We start from the raw sequence: 15,637 nt of genomic DNA on the forward strand, positions 1-15,637 counted from the left end.
GCTTCACCGCGCCCGCCGCGCCCGCTAGGGTCCTGCCATGACGACCGCTCCCGCCCCCGCCCTCACCACCCCCGCCGCGCTCGCCGACGCGGTGCTGCGGGGTGACCGCCGCGCGCTCGCCCGCGCCATCACGCTGATCGAATCGACCCGGCGCGACCACCGCGCCCAGGCCGACGCCCTGCTGGAGACTCTCCTTCCCCACACCGGCAACTCGGTGCGGGTGGGCATCTCCGGCGTGCCGGGGGTGGGCAAGTCGACCTTCATCGAGGCGTTCGGGCAGCACGTCATCGCGGGGGGGCACAAGGTGGCGGTTCTGGCCATCGACCCGTCGTCGCAGCGCACCGGCGGCTCCATCCTGGGCGACAAGACCCGCATGGTGGACCTGTCGCGCGAACCGAACGCTTTCATCCGCCCGTCGCCCGCCGGCGCCACGCTGGGCGGTGTGGCCCGCCGCACGCGCGAGGCCATGCTGGTCTGCGAGGCGGCGGGCTTCGACGTGATCGTCGTTGAGACGGTGGGGGTCGGCCAGTCGGAGACGGCGGTGGCCGACATGGTCGACCTGTTCATGCTGCTGCTGCTGCCCGCCGGGGGCGACGAGCTTCAGGGCATCAAGAAGGGCATCGTCGAGCTGGCCGACCTCGTGGTCGTCAACAAGGCGGACGGCGACCTCGCCAACACGGCGCGGCATACCGTCGCGGACTACCGCCACGCCCTGACCCTGCTGCGCCACGGCGACTGGCGCGTGCCGGTGCTGAGCTGCTCGGCCATCACGAAAGCCGGCATCGACTCGGTGTGGGAGACCATCGGGGAGCACAAGGCGATCACCGAGGCGTCCGGCGTCCGCGCCACGCGCCGCGCCGAGCAGGCCCGCGCCTGGCTGTGGAGCGAGATCCGCGAGACGCTGGTCGACGCCTTCAAGGGGCATCCGGCCGTGCGCGCCGATCTGTCGGCGCTGGAATCCCGCGTCACCGGCGGCGCCATCACCCCCACCGCCGCTGCACGCGTTCTGCTTGAAAAGTTCCTCGGACGCGCGGTGGAGTAGGTCCTTTCGGGTATGCTGCACCGCAACATTTCCGTTGCGCCGCGATTCTCCCGTGCATAAGGTGGCGTGGGCGGAAAAGGAGCGCCACCGTGGCGCTTGGGCGAGAGGTTTGCCCGCAGTCTCCTGGGGTATGAGCCGGAGTTGACTTGTCCGACACCGCCTCCGCGTCGAGTCGCCAACGGGAGACCTTAGGACATGGCCGCCAACTTTCTCGATCTGTTTGAACGCTTCAATCCCCTGACCAATGGGCCTCTCGCCCTGTCGCCGCTGGGCAAGGTGAACGCCGGGACCTACGCGGCCCGCACGACCCGCGTCGCCGGCGTGATGCAGGATGGCTGCCGCCGCCTGCTCGACGGCGTCACCGCCGGCATCGGCGAGACGACCCAGCTCGCCGGCGAATTCGCCAAGGTGCGCAGCCCGGCCGACCTCGTCGCCGTGCAGCGCGAATGGGCGACCGTCGCCCAGGCCCGCGTCGTCAACCAGGTGCAGACCGTCCTCGACGTCTCCTCGAAGATCGCCGCCGAACTGGGCGTCAGCCCGGTGGCCCTGACTCCGGCCGCCCCGGCTCCGAAGGCTGCTCCGGTGGCCGCCCCGGTCGCGGCGCCGGTTCCCGCTCCGAAGGCGGAGGCTCCGAAGGTCGAAGCGCCCAAGGCTGAGGAGAAGAAGGCCGAGGTGAAAGCCGAGGCGGCTCCCGCCCCGGCGCCGAAGAAGGCTCCGGCGGCCCGCAAGGCTCCGGTCAAGGCCGCCGCTCCCAAGGCGGAGACCCCGAAGGCCGAGGCGCCCGCTCCGAAGGCGGAGCCGGTGAAGGCCGAAACGCCGAAGGTCGAGGCGGCTCCCGCCCCGGCGCCCAAGGCGGAAGCCCCGAAGCCCGACGTGAAGGCCGCCCCGAAGGTCGAGGAAAAGAAGGCGGACGTGAAGGCTGAGGCGCCCAAGGCCGAAGCCGCCAAGGCCGACGCGCCGAAGCCGGAAGAGGCCAAGGCCGCCCCGAAGGCTGAGGAGAAGAAGGCCGCCGCTCCCGCCGCCGAGTGATTCCACCGGATCGCGGTCCCCGCCGGCCCGGGGACCGTCGATCGGCGCGCGCCCGTCTCTTCCTTCCTTGACGGGCGCGCGCTTGTTCGACTATAACGCCGCCTCCTTCGGGCGGTATGCTGCCCGGGACCGGGTTTCATTTGCTAAAATAAAGGATCACTCCGATGGCACGTCGGTGCTCCGTGACCGGCAAGGGCACGCAGTTTGGCAACAACGTCAGCCACGCCAACAACAAGACCCGCCGCCGTTTCCAGCCGAACCTGCAGGAAACCGCGCTGCTGAGCGACGCTCTGGGTCAGATGGTGCGCCTGCGTATCTCCACCAACGCGATCCGTTCGATCGAGCACAAGGGCGGCCTCGACGCCTTCCTGCTCGACGCGAAGGACGACGTCCTCAGCCTGGAAGCGCGCCGCCTGAAGCGCCGCATCGCCAAGGCCCAGGACAAGCAGCAGGCCGTCGCGGCCTGAGGCTGACCGCCTGGAGGCGCCGGAGCGCATCCAGGCGATTCTGGTGATGTCACCGCGGAACGGCAAACTCCGCGGCCGGGTGCTGAGCCCCACACCAGGACGACTCCGACTCTCGGTTGCACCGAACCCCGGTTGAGAGTGCCGCGCGCATCGCCGAAAGGCTTTGCGCGCGTTTTGTCGTGTCCGGACAGCGAGTCTAGAACGATCGCTGCACGCCCAGCAGGAGGCGGTAGCGCGGCGAATCGGGGCCGAATCCGACGCCGACACCGGCACCCACGGCGAGGTCTTCGCCGACGAGATGCCGGACGCCGGCCTCCACGAAATTGTCGGCCTTGCCGCGTTCCTGCGACTGCTCGCGCACCACGTCGAAGGCCACGGCGGTGGCGGGGCCGACCGGGGCGTTCATCCCGGCGGCCATGATGAAGCGGTTGTCGCGCTCGCCCGGCTCAGGATCGAACAGATGCCGCCAGGACAGGTTGGCGTGCAGGCGCGGCGCGCCGGCGGCGGTGCCGAGCGGCTGGGTCAGGCGCCCGGTGATCCCAGCCTCCGTCGTCTTGCTCCCCGACCCGTAGGGGATGCTGACCAGCGGCTCCACCGACAGGCCCAGCCAGCCCTGCGAGGGTTCGCGGATGTTGTATTCGGCGGACAACTTGACGTCGCCCTGCTGCGCGTCGTCGGCGTTGCCGACGCGGTAGCCGGGGTTGACCTTCAGCGCCAGGCCGTTGGCGACGCCGACCTGGAGTTCCGGGTCGAAGGTCAGGCGGTTGCGCCCTCCGTCCCCCTTCAGCCGGTCGAAGAAAGCACGGACCTTCACGTCGACGCTGCCCTTCTCGATGGCGGCGGCGTCCTCGACGGTGATCGGCAGCTCCGACGACAGCGCCATGCGCTCGTCGTCCTGCGCGCTGGCGGTGCCTGCAAGGGCCAGCAGCCCGGCGGCGAGGGTGAGGCCCGCGAGGGCGGCGTGGCGCATGTCTGCTGTCCCGAACCGGTGGCGTTTGCCGAACAACAGCCGGGCGGGGCGAACGGGCCGCGGCGGGGACGGGGTTACTCCACCGAGTCGGGGTCTTCGGCGTCCACCACCCGCCGGGCGATGTCGTAGGCGAAGCCGGCGCGGCCCAGCGCCGCCAGATCCTTGTCGCGGAACTCCGCGCGCTTCTCCGGCAGGCGGTAGGGGCCGAGGCGGCGGCGGCGGGCCAGCGCCAGGGCGGCGGTCAGGTTCAGGTCGCCCTCGACCTCCTCGTCCAGCGACTCCAGGGCGCGGTCGGCCTCGTCGCGGCCGATTCCCTTGGCGGACAGCTTCTCGCGGATGGCGCGGGTCGAGGTGCCGCGGCGATGCAGGCTGGCCGCGCGCATCTCGGCGTAGGCCGTGTCGTTCAGCAGGCCGCTGCGCAGGTAGCGGGCGATCAGATCCTCGACCCAGCGCGCCCCCTCCGCCGGGTCGGTGCCGTGGGCCTGGGCGGAACGGTCGACCTTGCGCATCAGCACGCGGCGCAGGCTGGCCGAGGAGCTGGCGAAGCGCTGGAGATAGTGCAGGGCCGCGTTCTCCAGATACTGGGCGGTGACGAGGCGCGGCGGCTTGCGGGCCGGCGGCTGGTCGCGGGTCATGGCTGTCTCCCGTCCGGGGGCGGTTGCCGGAACGGGCGCCGCGCCCTAAAGTCCGGTCCAATCCTGTTGATCGTGGTGCGATGACTCATCCTCTCCCTCCCATGCCCCGCCAGGTCGGCGCCGTCAACTGGGTCGGCCTGTGGACCCTCTACGCGCGCGAGGTGCGCCGGTTCCTGAAGGTGCACCAGCAGACCGTCTGGGCGCCCGTGGTCACCACCCTGCTGTTCTACGCCGTCTTCGCGCTGGCGCTGGGCGGGGCGGTGCGGATGATCGGCACGGTGCCCTACCTGGAGTTCCTGGCCCCCGGCCTGATCATGATGGCGATGGCCCAGAACGCCTTCGCCAACACCTCCTCCTCCGTGGTGATCGCGAAGGTCCAGGGCAACATCGTCGACATCCTGATGCCGCCGATGGCCCCGCTGGAGCTGGCCTTCGGCTTCGTCATGGGCGGGGTGACGCGCGGCCTGCTGGTCGGGCTGGTCACCGGCCTGGCCATCTGGGCCTTCGTGCCGGTGCGCATCGCCCATCCGGAGTTCGTGATCTTCCACGCCCTGATGGCCTCCATGCTGCTGTCGCTGCTCGGGCTGGTCGGCGGCATCTGGTCGGAGAAGTTCGACAACATCGCGGCGGTGACCAACTTCGTGGTGACGCCGCTGTCCTTCCTGTCCGGCACCTTCTATTCGGTGGAGACGCTGCCGCCGGTGTTCTGGTGGATCGCCCATGTCGACCCGTTCTTCTACATGATCGACGGCTTCCGCTACGGCTTCATCGGGCGGTCGGACGGCACGCTGGGGATCGGGATTCTCGTCATGCTGGCGGTCAACGGCGGCCTGTGGTGGCTGGCTTGGCGCATGCTGAAGACGGGCTACAAGCTGAAGGCGTAAATCCGCCCGAATTCGGCCGAATTCAGCCGGTTGGCGTAGCCAATCCGTTGACAGCGTGAAGTGACATCTTGATATTCGACGGTTCCCGGCGGGCGAGGGTGTCCGCCGGGCTTTCCTCATTCGGAGGTTTTCGCTGTGATTCCGGTCGTCATGCCCACATATGCCCGCGCCGACATCGTGTTCGAGCGCGGCGAAGGTCCGTATCTGTACGCGACCGACGGGCGACGATTCCTCGACTTCGCCGCCGGTGTGGCGGTGAACGTCCTCGGCCACGCGAATCCCTATCTGGTCGAGGCGCTGACCGCCCAGGCGCACAAGCTGTGGCACACCTCCAACCTGTTCCGGGTCGCCGGGCAGGAGAGCCTCGCCACGCGGCTGACCGCCGCCACCTTCGCCGACACCGTGTTCTTCACGAATTCGGGCGCCGAGGCGTGGGAGTGCGGCGCCAAGCTGATCCGCAAATACCATTACGAGAAGGGCGACAAGGCCCGCACCCGCATCATCACCTTCGAGCAGGCCTTCCACGGCCGCACGCTGGCCGCGGTCTCGGCGGCGCAGCAGGAGAAGCTGATCAAGGGCTTCGGCCCGCTGCTCGACGGCTTCGACCTCGTGCCCTTCGGCGACCTGGAGGCGGTGCGCAACGCCGTGACCGACCAGACCGCCGGCATCTGCCTGGAGCCGATCCAGGGCGAGGGCGGCATCCGCGTCGGGTCGGTGGAGTTCCTGCGCGGCCTGCGGGAAATCTGCGACGAGCACGGGCTGCTGCTGTTCCTGGACGAGATCCAGTGCGGCATGGGCCGCACCGGCAAGCTGTTCGCCCATGAATGGGCCGGCATCACGCCGGACGTCATGGCGGTGGCGAAGGGCATCGGCGGCGGCTTCCCGCTCGGCGCCTGCCTCGCGACGGAAAAGGCCGCGTCGGGCATGACCGCCGGCACCCACGGCTCGACCTACGGCGGCAACCCGCTGGCCACCGCGGTCGGCAACGCCGTGCTGGACAAGGTGCTGGAGCCCGGCTTCTTCGACCATGTGCAGCGCATCGGCGGCCTGCTCCAGGACCGGCTGGCCGGGCTGGTGGCCGAGAACCCGGCGGTCTTCACGGGCATGCGCGGCAAGGGGCTGTTGCTCGGCCTCGCCTGCGGCCCGGCGGTCGGCGACGTGGTGGCGAAGCTGCGCGCCAACGGCCTGCTGTCCGTTCCGGCCGGTGACAACGTGGTCCGGCTGCTGCCGCCGCTGAACATCGGCGAGGCCGAGGTGGAGGAGGCCGTGGCCATCCTCGCCAAGACCGCCAAGGAGCTGGTGTGATGTCCGCCGTCCGTCATTTCCTCGACATCGACCGGCTGGACAAGGCGACCCTGCGCCAGATCCTCGCCATGGCCGCGACCATCAAGAAGGACATCCCGGCCTACCGCTCGCTGTTCGCGGGCCGCACGCTGGCGATGATCTTCGAGAAGCCGTCGACCCGCACCCGCGTCTCCTTCGAGGTGGGCATGCGCCAGCTCGGCGGCGACGTGGTGGTGCTGAAGCCCGACGACATGCAGCTCGGCCGCGGCGAGACCATCGGCGACACCGCCCGCGTGCTGTCCCGCTATGTGGACGCGGTGATGGTCCGCACCATGGGTGAGGAGCGCGTGCACGAGCTGGCCGAGTTCGCCTCGGTGCCGATCATCAACGGCCTGACCGACCAGTCGCACCCCTGCCAGATCATGGCCGACGTGATGACCTTCGAGGAGCATCGCGGCCCCATCGAAGGGCGCACGGTGGCCTGGATCGGCGACGTGAACAACGTGGCGGTGAGCTGGGTCCATGTGGCGGTGCGCCTCGGCGTGGAAATCCGCCTCGGCTGCCCGGAAATCTACGGTCCGGCGCCGGAGCTGCTCGACTGGGTGAAGCGCGAGGGCGGGCGGATCACCGTCACCACCTCGCCGGAGGAGGCGGTGCGCGGCGCCGACTGCGTGGTCACCGACGCCTGGGCCTCCATGCACAACACCGACGTGGACGAGCGGGCGGCGATCCTCGGTCCCTATCAGGTCAACGAGGCGCTGATGGCGCTCGCCGCCCCCGACGCCCTGTTCATGCACTGCCTGCCCGCCCACCGCGGGGAGGAAGTGACCGACGGGGTGATCGACGGCCGGCATTCGGTCGTCTGGGACGAGGCGGAAAATCGCCTGCACGCCCAGAAGGCCATACTGGCATGGTGCCTCGGCGCCACTATTTAAGAGCACTTGGGGCTGAGAGCCCTTGGAATTGGAGTCATGGCCCGGCGCCGCCCCCCGCGATGAGCGGGATGGCGGCGCCGGGCCATGGCCTGTCGTAACTTCGAGGACATCATGGACGATCCTTCCGTCCAACCGATCACCGACGATCTCGTTCTGCCCTTCCAGATCGAGGCGTCGCGCCTGCGCGGCCGCATGGTGAAGCTGGGCCCCGCGCTGGACGAAATCCTGACCCGCCACGCCTATCCGGAACCGGTCGCCCGCTTCCTGGCCGAGACGATGACGCTCGCCATGCTGCTGTCCAGCATGCTGAAGTACGACGGCATCTTCACGCTCCAGACCAAGGGTGACGGGCCGGTCCGGCTGATGGTGGCGGACATCACCTCGGTCGGCGACATCCGCGCCTACGCCCAGTTCGACGAGGAGGCGCTGGCCAAGGCCGCCGACGACGTGGCCATCGCCCCGGCGCCGGCCCTGCTCGGCAAGGGCCATATCGCCTTCACCGTGGACCAGGGGCCGAACACCGAGCGCTACCAGGGCATCGTCGAGCTGTACGGCAAGACGCTGGCCGACTGCGTGCAGCATTATTTCCGCCAGTCGGAGCAGATCGACACCGGCCTGACCGTGTCGGTGGACCAGGAGACCCTGCCGGACGGCAGCAAGGGCGCCTGGCGGGCCGGCGGCATCATGATCCAGCGCCTGCCGCAGGACGCCACCGAGAAGGTGCTCGGCTCCGGCGACGAGGACGCGTGGCGCCGCGCCATGGTCCTGCTGTCCAGCACCACCGGCGACGAGCTTCTCGACCCCGAGCTGCCGGCCCGCGACCTGCTGTTCCGCCTGTTCCACGAGGACGGCGTGCGGGTGTGGCAGCCCAAGGCCCTGCGCTTCGGCTGCCGCTGCTCGCGCGAGCGGGTGTCGGACATGCTGTCCCGCCTGCCGCGGGACGAGGTGCAGGATCTGAAGATCGACGACGGGCGCGTCGAGGTGGTCTGCCAGTTCTGCTCCACCGCCTATCACTTCGACGACGCGGACCTCGACCGGGTCTACGGGACGGCGAAGTAAGCGGCTCCAGGTTCCGGATGCGCTCATGAGGCGGCGCGGCTATAGTGCCGCGCCGTTTTTCGTTCTATCGACGTCCTGTCCAACCGGAGCGATCATGCCCACCCGCCGTTTCGTTCTCGCCGCCGCTCTCGCCACCGTGGCCCTGACGGCCTGCCAGAGCACGCCGCCGCGTCCGGCGGCCCGGCCCATCGACTATTCCAACTTCGGCCCGATCGTCCTGAACGCGGGCGGCGTCGACGTGGTGGACGCCCACCGGCCGGCTGGCACCACCGTCGACCAGCGCATCCCCCTGCCGCCCGCCGAGGCGGTGCGCCGCTGGGCCAATGAGCGGCTCCAGGCCGCGGGCGGGCCGGGCCGCGTCCGCGTCACCATCCGCGACGCCAGCATCGTCGAGGTCCAGCTTCCCAAGACCGGCGGGGTGAAGGGCTACTTCACCAACGATCAGGCCCAGCGCTATGACGGGCGGATCGAGGTCGAGGTCAACGGCGAGCTGCCTGGCGAATCGACCTTCCGCGGCATGACCAAGGCGACGGTGACCCACTCCACCACGGTGCCGGAGAACATCTCGGTGGCCGACCGCGAGGCGACCTTGCAGGACCTCGTCCGCCGCATGATGGACGATCTGAACGCTCGGCTGGACGCCGGCATCCGCAAGGATCTGGCGCCGATGGTGCGGCGCTGATGCGACCCACGCCGTCCGGCGCGGCCTAATCCGGATGGCGGGTCGGGGTGGCGGGGCCTTGGGGTTGCCCAGGGCCTTTTACCGCGGCGCATAAGATGAAAATCAGTGTTGCGGCACCCGCAAGTTCGGATTAGCCTTGATCGATCGTCAGGGTGCTCCCGAGTGGGAAACCTTTTTGTTTTTTTCCGGGGGCGGGTGCGCAATGGCTCTTTCGGCCTTCCAAGAGACGAACGATTCCGCCGCAGACACTCCGACCCAAGGCGCGATCCGCACAAACTCCCGCGTCGCGCCGACACGGACCGAACGGACCGGTGAGTCGACGTCGCAAAGCCTTGGTGCCGCCTATCTGAACGCGCCCCGTCCGGAGCGCATGATGCCGGGCGAGGGGGCAAAGGTCACCATGTTCGATGCCCTTCTTCCGGCGGGGGTGCGCCAAGCGTTGGGCCAGCACATCAACCGGAACCGCATCGGGTAACGCCATCCTTCATGGGGAGACACGTCGATTATCTGCGCGAGCCCGTCGCGCACGCTTACGCGATTGCCGTGATCGCGTCTGCCGGACGTGTGTTGGACCCCAGCGACCTCAACTTTTTCCTGGCTGACGCTCTGACGCGCGACATCGCGGATCGCAGCATCGCCAGCCAGCCCTTTTTCGTCGCCCTACGAAACCACCTTGCGGTCGTTGCGGCGCGATCCCGGCACGTCGGATCGCGCCTACGCGTTGCTGTGCGCCTGTTCGGGGATCACCTACCAGACGGTTCTTGCCGATCAGGCGTGGGTGGACGGGATGCCCAATCCCATCGACGGCTCCTTCGACTTCCAGGGGGTGGGAAGGGGCTTCTTCCGGGCGGCCTTCGCCGCGACCCTGGTGGGGCGCCTGTGGGGGCAGATCTCCTCCCGGGCCGTCGAGCGCGACCGCGACCTCTTCCAGCGGCTGGGCCTGAGGGTGGCCACCGAAGAGCAGGTCGCTTTGGAATGTGCCGCGCTCGCACGGGATCTGGTCGGCGTTCCCGGCGTCGCCGGGCCTGGCAACCCCATCCTGATGGGGGCGTTCGAAGACGCCTGGGCCCGTTCAGCGGGCGGCACGCTGGTGCCGCGCATGGAAGCGGTCCACACGGCGATCCGCGGGCTGATCGACGATCTGTGCCGGCGCCGCTGAGACGACGACCTGGCCATCGTCTGGCCGGGGCGCCGCATCCGCCCCATGAAAAAGGGCCGCCCACTGGGGCGGCCCTTTCCGTTCCGATCCGTCCGGAACCGCTTAGTAGCGGTAGTGGTCCGGCTTGAACGGGCCTTCGACCTTCACGCCGATGTACTCGGCCTGCTTGGCGGACAGCGTGGTCAGCTTGGCGCCGATCTTGTCCAGATGCAGGCGGGCGACCTTCTCGTCCAGGTGCTTCGGCAGGACGTAGACCTTGTTCTCGTAGCTGGCGGCGTTGGTCCACAGCTCGATCTGGGCCAGCACCTGGTTGGTGAAGCTGGCGCTCATCACGAAGCTCGGGTGGCCGGTGGCGCAACCCAGGTTCACCAGACGGCCCTGGGCCAGGACGATCAGGCGCTTGCCGTCGGGGAAGACGACCTCGTCAACCTGCGGCTTGACCTCTTCCCACTTGTAGTTGCGAAGGGCCTCGATCTGGATCTCGCTGTCGAAGTGGCCGATGTTGCAGACGATGGCGCGGTCCTTCATCTGGCGCATGTGGTCCAGCGTGATGACGTCCACGTTGCCGGTCGCGGTGACGAAGATGTCGCCCTGCGGGGCGGCCTCGTCCATCGTGACGACCTGATAGCCTTCCATGGCGGCCTGGAGCGCGGTGATCGGGTCGATCTCCGTCACCAGGACGCGCGCACCCTGCGAGCGCAGCGAGGCGGCCGAGCCCTTGCCCACGTCGCCGTAGCCGGCGACCACGGCGACCTTGCCGGCCACCATCACGTCGGTGGCGCGCTTGATGCCGTCGACCAGCGACTCGCGGCAGCCGTAGAGGTTGTCGAACTTCGACTTGGTGACGCTGTCGTTCACGTTGATGGCCGGAACCTTCAGCGTGCCCTTCTTCATCATCTCATAGAGACGGTGGACGCCGGTGGTGGTCTCCTCCGACAGGCCGCGGACCTCGGCCAGCATCTGCGGATACTTGTCGTGCATGATCTGGGTGACGTCGCCGCCGTCGTCCAGGATCATGTTCGGGGTCCAGCCGTCCGGACCACGAAGGGTCTGCTCGATGCACCACCAGAACTCCTCCTCCGTCTCGCCCTTCCAGGCGAAGACCGGGATGCCGGCGGCGGCGATGGCGGCGGCGGCCTGGTCCTGGGTCGAGAAGATGTTGCAGGACGACCAGCGGACGGTCGCGCCGAGAGCGGTCAGCGTCTCGATCAGCACGGCGGTCTGGATGGTCATGTGCAGGCAGCCGACGATGCGGGCGCCGGCCAGCGGCTTCGTCTCGCCGAACTCCGCGCGCAGCGCCATCAGGCCGGGCATCTCGGTCTCGGCGATGGTGATTTCCTTGCGGCCCCACTCGGCGAGGCTGATGTCCTTGACCTTGAAGTCGGTGAAGTTGGCGGGCGCGGCCATCGGGGGGTCTCCTGGGGGGCTGTTTGCGGGACAGCAATGAAAAGGGGCGGGCGCACCGGCCCGCTGTGGCGTTGGTGTAGCAGCGCATTCGGAACCCCGCAAGCATAAAGATATCTTTATGTTTGCGGGCCAATCGTTCGCGGGCGACCGCTTGGCCGCAGCCGTTCCGGCCCGGCGGACCTTTTCCGTGCGGGCCGGCGTTCCCATAACCGGTCTATGACGGACGGGAGGCAGGGGACGGGCGATGGCGCTGGCAGGATTGAGGGCACCCGGCTTCTGGACGAGGCTCGGCCGGCACGAATTGCGGCTTCTCGTCGGCATGGCGGTCAGCGCCGGGCTGATCCTGGCCTTCGCGCTGCTGGCCGGCGAGGTGATCGAGGGCGAGACGGCGGCCTTCGACCGTGCGGTGCTGATGGCGCTGCGGGTGGCCGGCGATCCGGCGATGCCGCTGGGGCCGCCCTGGCTTCACAACGCGGCGCGCGACGTCACCGCGCTGGGCAGCATCACCGTGCTGTCGCTGATCACCGCGGTGACGGCGGGGTTCCTGCTGCTTCAGGGGAAGCGCGGGGCGTCGCTGCTGGTGCTGCTGTCGGTCGGCGGCGGCATGGCGATCAGCAGCCTGCTGAAGAACCAGATCGGGCGGGAGCGCCCGGACATCGTCCCCCATGGCGACATCGTCTTCACCGCCAGCTTCCCCAGCGGTCATTCCCTGCTGTCGGCGGTCGTGTTCCTGACGCTGGGCGCCATGCTGGCCCGCTTCGTCGAGGGGCGGCGGCAGAAGGCCTATGTGCTCGTCGTGGCGATGGCGGTGACGCTGCTGGTCGGGTGCAGCCGGGTCTATCTGGGCGTTCATTGGCCGACCGACGTTCTGGCGGGCTGGTGCGTCGGGGCGGGCTGGGCCACGCTGTGCTGGCTCGTCGCCCTGTGGCTGCAAAGACGCGGTGCCGTCGAACCGGAGGGTGAAACCGGAACGGTGCCGGATCGCACTTGACCCCACCGGTTCTCAGCCGATATTTCGGGTGATCCCGCCGATCAACCCACAGCATGTCGATGCGCGAAGGCACTTTGGACCGTGAAACCCTGCAGGCCGTCGGCGTGCTGAAGCGCGCCGTGGACGAGGCGCGGGTGCCGGGGGTGCTGGAGTTCCGGCTGCTGTCCAGCGCGTTGGACCGCACGCTGGAAACGGAAGACCTGCATGAACTGAACGAGGCCAAGCGCGTTTACGAAACGCTGGACGGCGAATGCCGGACGCTGGTCGTGGAGCGCGCCACCAGCCTCGCCCATGCTGAGGCCGCCGAACGGCGGGCGCCGCATGAGGAGGTGGAGGCCGAGAAGGAGCGTGAGGCCGTCCCCGCGTTCCGCCCCCTTCCCGTCGCCGCGGCGATTCCGCAACCGTCGCCGCCGCCAGCAATAGGAACGCCGGCAACGGGAACGCCGGCAGCGCCTCCGCCGGGGTTGCGCGGCGGCCGGACCATGCGTCCGGCCACCGGCTTCCTGGCGGCGCTGAACGGCGTGCGCTCCGCCGCGCGGAGCCAGACGCCGGGGCACGCGGCGGGCCAGCCGCCGCCGGACGGCGCGCCGGACAGCCGCGCCACCGCGAAGTCGCGGCTGATGGCCGCGGTGGAAGAGCGGCGCGAGAGCGACCAGGGCGTGCGGTTCCGTTCCGGCGGTCCGGTGTCGGACAGCGATTGATTGACAGAGGATGTTCACAGCATGACAGCGTTCAGGGTCGGGGATCAGGTGACGATCCACAACAGCCAGACCGGCCCGGAGAGGATCGCCACCGTCGATGCCTTCACCGAGGGCAACCGCTGCATGGTGCTGTCCGACGGCACCAAATGGCGGGCGGACGGCCAGCGCCAGTGGCGCGTCGGCAGCGGCTACTACAAGGGACCGGTGGTCGAGCGGACGCGGCCCGGCGACGTCGACATCGTGACCCGGCGCCGCGCCATCGGCGTGATCCGCAAGTTCGCCCAGGACCTGAACATGGAAAGCCCGTTCGACGCGGCGGCGCTGACCCGCATCGTCGAGCGGATCCAGGCGGAGCAGGCCGCAGCCCCCAAGCCTGTGGAGTCCGAGGACTAAAGGACCGCAAGCCTCCGGCCCCGTCCGTCGCGGGGCGCGGGGAGCGGGCCAGCCGTGTTGCGTTGTCATGCAAATGCGTATCATTATCATGGTATGCAGCCGTGAACCGGCCAGGCAACCGCATTCGGGCTGAAATCACATGACGGTCAAAAGGAAGGACGCCGCGGTGCGTCCGGAGCCGGAGACGTCCGGTCCGCGCCAGACGGCTCCCGGCAACCCGGAGAACCGGCTGTCGCGTGGGCGTCTGATCGTCGCGCTGGACGCGCTGCTGTCGAAACGGAACGTCACGCTGGCCGCTCGCGACCTCGGTCTGCAGACCTCGGCGCTCAGCCGGCTTCTGGCGCAGATGCGCGAGGAGTTCGGCGATCCCCTGTTCATCCGCTCGGGCCGCGGTCTGGTGCCGACGCCCTTCGCCGAAGCGCTGCGCCCGCGCGTCCAGGCGCTGGCCCGCGGGATCGACGCCCTGTTCGAGCCGCTGGTGGAACGCCCCGTGGTCGATGAGACCTTCGACCCCCGCTGGAATGTGCCGACCGGCATCGACGCGCCGCCGCTCCAGGTGCGGCCCGCCGGCCTGCTGGAGGGACAGCCGTCCCCGGCCCAGATCGACGCCAAGCTGGACGGGATCGCGCCGGACGCCCCCGCGCAGGACCGTCTGGCCCGCCACATCGGCGTGCTGGGCGTCGCCGGCGGCGGCCACGGGCGCCCGCTGACCGCCGAGGAGGCGGAGGAGGCGATGACCATCATCCTGGCGGGCGAGGCCGATCCGGTGCAGGTCGGCGCGCTTCTCGGCATGATGCGGATGCGAGGCTCGACCGCGCCGGAACTGGCCGGGATGGTGCGGGCGATGCGGGCGCACGTCGCCGCCGGGCTTGGCCGGACGATCCAGGCGGACATCGATTGGCCCTGCTTCACCTCGCCCAATTACCACAACCCGCCCTGGTTCTTCCACGCGGCGCGGCTGGTCGCGCAGGCCGGGCCTCGGGTGCTGCTGCACGGCGGCACGGGCTGCAGCGCGGCCTCCGGCCGGTACGAGTTCATCGCGCCCACCGTCGGCATCCCGGTCTGCACCAATGCGCGGGAGATCGCGGCGGCGCTGGCGGCGCAGCGGATCGCCTACGCGCCGCTGGCCGCCCTGTCCCCGCAGATCTACCGGCTGATCGGGCTGCACCGGCTGACCCAGACCCGCTCCGCCGTGTTCGAGGCCGTGCATCTGCTGAAGCCGGCCAAGGCCAAGACCTCCCTGCTGGGCGCGGCCAAGCCGACCTACCGGGAACTGCACCGCGACGCCGCCCGCATCCTCGGCTGGAAGCACATGGCCGTGCTGGGCAGCGTGCGCGACGTCGCCCAGTTCACGCCCTTCCGCCCTTCCTCCATCCACCGTCTGGTCAACGGCGAGGCGGAGGACCTCATCCTGCCCGCCTGCATGGAGGAGCCGCCGCCGACACCGCGCCCGCGCGGCACCAGCCTGGAATACTGGCAGGGGGTGTGGACCGGTGCCGTGCGCGACGCGCGGGCCGAGCGGATCATCATCGGCACCGCGGCCTTCGCCCTGTTCGCCCTTCCCGGCGCCACCGGACCGGCCTTCGCCGACGCCCTGCGGCTGGCCGAAGGGCTGTGGAAGGCCCGCCTCGGCCGGACCGCCGTGACGGCGCGGAATCCGAGCTGACGTACGAAAGACGTTTGGCCGGCGGCGGGCCCGCATATTGAGAATAATTCTTATTATCGCAGTTGCTTCTTTGCAACAGTCCGGCAGGGCCCATGCCCGCCGCTGTCTTTGAAAGCGTCTGAACAGACGCTTTAAGTCACTGATAAAATTTAACAAATTATGTCACCGCCGGGGTCCGTGCGGTCCCCGTGGCGGAGCGTCACAGGGCTCCGCCGAACAGCATATCCCTGAATGCACTGGGGTCGAATGACGGTGATTTTGCAATTTAGAATTATTCTGAATGATCGGCGTTGATGGGGGCGCCGCCCCGCTTGGTAGATAGCCGCCGCTGAT

General features: G+C 69.3%; 17 protein-coding genes. 14 read left to right on the forward strand and 3 right to left on the reverse strand.

Annotated features, from left to right (window positions below; translation table 11 throughout):
• The first annotated feature begins 37 nt into the window (after positions 1-37).
• The 3 genes from meaB to rpmB all read left to right on the forward strand — a co-directional run bounded on the left by meaB (position 38) and on the right by rpmB (position 2,538).
• A complete protein-coding gene (gene meaB, locus FBZ83_RS23990; protein WP_145689229.1) occupies positions 38-1,042 on the forward strand; it encodes a methylmalonyl Co-A mutase-associated GTPase MeaB in 1,005 nt (334 codons plus the stop codon).
• A 195-nt stretch (positions 1,043-1,237) separates the two neighbouring features.
• Positions 1,238-2,071, forward strand: coding sequence for a phasin family protein (locus tag FBZ83_RS23995; protein ID WP_145689230.1), 834 nt, complete (start codon positions 1,238-1,240; stop codon positions 2,069-2,071).
• A gap of 164 nt (positions 2,072-2,235) precedes the next feature.
• Positions 2,236-2,538, forward strand: a complete 303-nt coding sequence (gene rpmB / locus FBZ83_RS24000; RefSeq protein WP_014198082.1) for a 50S ribosomal protein L28 — start codon at positions 2,236-2,238, stop codon at positions 2,536-2,538.
• A gap of 196 nt (positions 2,539-2,734) precedes the next feature.
• Here the strand turns inward: rpmB and FBZ83_RS24005 are convergent, their stop codons facing one another.
• Positions 2,735-3,508, reverse strand: a complete 774-nt coding sequence (locus FBZ83_RS24005) for a hypothetical protein (RefSeq protein ID WP_247888447.1) — start codon at positions 3,506-3,508, stop codon at positions 2,735-2,737.
• A 74-nt stretch (positions 3,509-3,582) separates the two neighbouring features.
• Positions 3,583-4,143, reverse strand: a complete 561-nt coding sequence (locus FBZ83_RS24010; RefSeq protein WP_145689231.1) for a regulatory protein RecX — start codon at positions 4,141-4,143, stop codon at positions 3,583-3,585.
• Positions 4,144-4,223: 80 nt separating this feature from the next.
• Here FBZ83_RS24010 and FBZ83_RS24015 point away from each other — a divergent pair, with 80 nt between their 5' ends.
• The 7 genes from FBZ83_RS24015 (at position 4,224) to FBZ83_RS24045 (ending at position 10,146) form a co-directional block, all read left to right on the forward strand.
• A complete protein-coding gene (locus FBZ83_RS24015) occupies positions 4,224-5,027 on the forward strand; it encodes an ABC transporter permease (protein ID WP_094306504.1) in 804 nt (267 codons plus the stop codon).
• 150 nt (positions 5,028-5,177) lie between these two features.
• Entirely contained in the window at positions 5,178-6,332 is a 1,155-nt protein-coding gene (locus FBZ83_RS24020; RefSeq protein WP_145689232.1) for an aspartate aminotransferase family protein, read from the forward strand.
• Entirely contained in the window at positions 6,332-7,246 is a 915-nt protein-coding gene (gene argF / locus FBZ83_RS24025; RefSeq protein WP_145689233.1) for an ornithine carbamoyltransferase, read from the forward strand. The genes FBZ83_RS24020 and argF overlap by 1 nt, the downstream gene beginning before the upstream one ends.
• Before the next feature lie 111 nt (positions 7,247-7,357).
• Positions 7,358-8,305, forward strand: coding sequence for an Hsp33 family molecular chaperone (locus FBZ83_RS24030; RefSeq protein ID WP_247888448.1), 948 nt, complete (start codon positions 7,358-7,360; stop codon positions 8,303-8,305).
• Positions 8,306-8,399: 94 nt separating this feature from the next.
• Positions 8,400-8,987 carry a hypothetical protein gene (locus tag FBZ83_RS24035; RefSeq protein ID WP_145689235.1) on the forward strand — a complete coding sequence of 196 codons (588 nt, stop codon included), beginning with the start codon at positions 8,400-8,402 and terminating at the stop codon, positions 8,985-8,987.
• 136 nt (positions 8,988-9,123) lie between these two features.
• Entirely contained in the window at positions 9,124-9,462 is a 339-nt protein-coding gene (locus FBZ83_RS24040) for a hypothetical protein (protein WP_145689236.1), read from the forward strand.
• A 198-nt stretch (positions 9,463-9,660) separates the two neighbouring features.
• The gene (locus tag FBZ83_RS24045) at positions 9,661-10,146 is read left to right on the forward strand and encodes a hypothetical protein (RefSeq protein WP_145689237.1); all 486 of its coding nucleotides are present in this window, start codon (positions 9,661-9,663) and stop codon (positions 10,144-10,146) included.
• A gap of 102 nt (positions 10,147-10,248) precedes the next feature.
• On the opposite strand, the gene ahcY is transcribed toward FBZ83_RS24045, so the two are convergent.
• Positions 10,249-11,553, reverse strand: a complete 1,305-nt coding sequence (gene ahcY, locus FBZ83_RS24050; RefSeq protein WP_145689238.1) for an adenosylhomocysteinase — start codon at positions 11,551-11,553, stop codon at positions 10,249-10,251.
• 244 nt (positions 11,554-11,797) lie between these two features.
• Here ahcY and FBZ83_RS24055 point away from each other — a divergent pair, with 244 nt between their 5' ends.
• From FBZ83_RS24055 to FBZ83_RS24070, 4 genes are all read left to right on the forward strand, one after another.
• The gene (locus FBZ83_RS24055) at positions 11,798-12,544 is read left to right on the forward strand and encodes a phosphatase PAP2 family protein (protein ID WP_145689239.1); all 747 of its coding nucleotides are present in this window, start codon (positions 11,798-11,800) and stop codon (positions 12,542-12,544) included.
• A gap of 53 nt (positions 12,545-12,597) precedes the next feature.
• Positions 12,598-13,245 (forward strand): hypothetical protein, encoded by a 648-nt coding sequence (locus tag FBZ83_RS24060; protein WP_247888449.1) that lies wholly within the window; start codon positions 12,598-12,600, stop codon positions 13,243-13,245.
• A 21-nt stretch (positions 13,246-13,266) separates the two neighbouring features.
• Positions 13,267-13,638 carry a hypothetical protein gene (locus FBZ83_RS24065; RefSeq protein ID WP_145689240.1) on the forward strand — a complete coding sequence of 124 codons (372 nt, stop codon included), beginning with the start codon at positions 13,267-13,269 and terminating at the stop codon, positions 13,636-13,638.
• 139 nt (positions 13,639-13,777) lie between these two features.
• Positions 13,778-15,304: a glycosyl transferase family protein gene (locus tag FBZ83_RS24070; RefSeq protein WP_145689241.1), complete on the forward strand. Its 1,527-nt coding sequence runs from the start codon at positions 13,778-13,780 to the stop codon at positions 15,302-15,304.
• Positions 15,305-15,637: the final 333 nt, after the last annotated feature.

The organism is Azospirillum brasilense (assembly GCF_007827815.1).
Taxonomy (GTDB): domain Bacteria; phylum Pseudomonadota; class Alphaproteobacteria; order Azospirillales; family Azospirillaceae; genus Azospirillum; species Azospirillum brasilense_C.

Coding starts and splice junctions, on each gene's coding strand:
- meaB (WP_145689229.1), top strand. CDS start 38: ATGACGACCGCTCCCGCCCCCGCCCTCACCACCCCCGCCGCGCTCGCC.
- FBZ83_RS23995 (WP_145689230.1), top strand. CDS start 1,238: ATGGCCGCCAACTTTCTCGATCTGTTTGAACGCTTCAATCCCCTGACC.
- rpmB (WP_014198082.1), top strand. CDS start 2,236: ATGGCACGTCGGTGCTCCGTGACCGGCAAGGGCACGCAGTTTGGCAAC.
- FBZ83_RS24005 (WP_247888447.1), bottom strand. CDS start 3,508: ATGCGCCACGCCGCCCTCGCGGGCCTCACCCTCGCCGCCGGGCTGCTG.
- FBZ83_RS24010 (WP_145689231.1), bottom strand. CDS start 4,143: ATGACCCGCGACCAGCCGCCGGCCCGCAAGCCGCCGCGCCTCGTCACC.
- FBZ83_RS24015 (WP_094306504.1), top strand. CDS start 4,224: ATGACTCATCCTCTCCCTCCCATGCCCCGCCAGGTCGGCGCCGTCAAC.
- FBZ83_RS24020 (WP_145689232.1), top strand. CDS start 5,178: ATGCCCACATATGCCCGCGCCGACATCGTGTTCGAGCGCGGCGAAGGT.
- argF (WP_145689233.1), top strand. CDS start 6,332: ATGTCCGCCGTCCGTCATTTCCTCGACATCGACCGGCTGGACAAGGCG.
- FBZ83_RS24030 (WP_247888448.1), top strand. CDS start 7,358: ATGGACGATCCTTCCGTCCAACCGATCACCGACGATCTCGTTCTGCCC.
- FBZ83_RS24035 (WP_145689235.1), top strand. CDS start 8,400: ATGCCCACCCGCCGTTTCGTTCTCGCCGCCGCTCTCGCCACCGTGGCC.
- ahcY (WP_145689238.1), bottom strand. CDS start 11,553: ATGGCCGCGCCCGCCAACTTCACCGACTTCAAGGTCAAGGACATCAGC.
- FBZ83_RS24055 (WP_145689239.1), top strand. CDS start 11,798: ATGGCGCTGGCAGGATTGAGGGCACCCGGCTTCTGGACGAGGCTCGGC.
- FBZ83_RS24060 (WP_247888449.1), top strand. CDS start 12,598: ATGTCGATGCGCGAAGGCACTTTGGACCGTGAAACCCTGCAGGCCGTC.
- FBZ83_RS24065 (WP_145689240.1), top strand. CDS start 13,267: ATGACAGCGTTCAGGGTCGGGGATCAGGTGACGATCCACAACAGCCAG.
- FBZ83_RS24070 (WP_145689241.1), top strand. CDS start 13,778: ATGACGGTCAAAAGGAAGGACGCCGCGGTGCGTCCGGAGCCGGAGACG.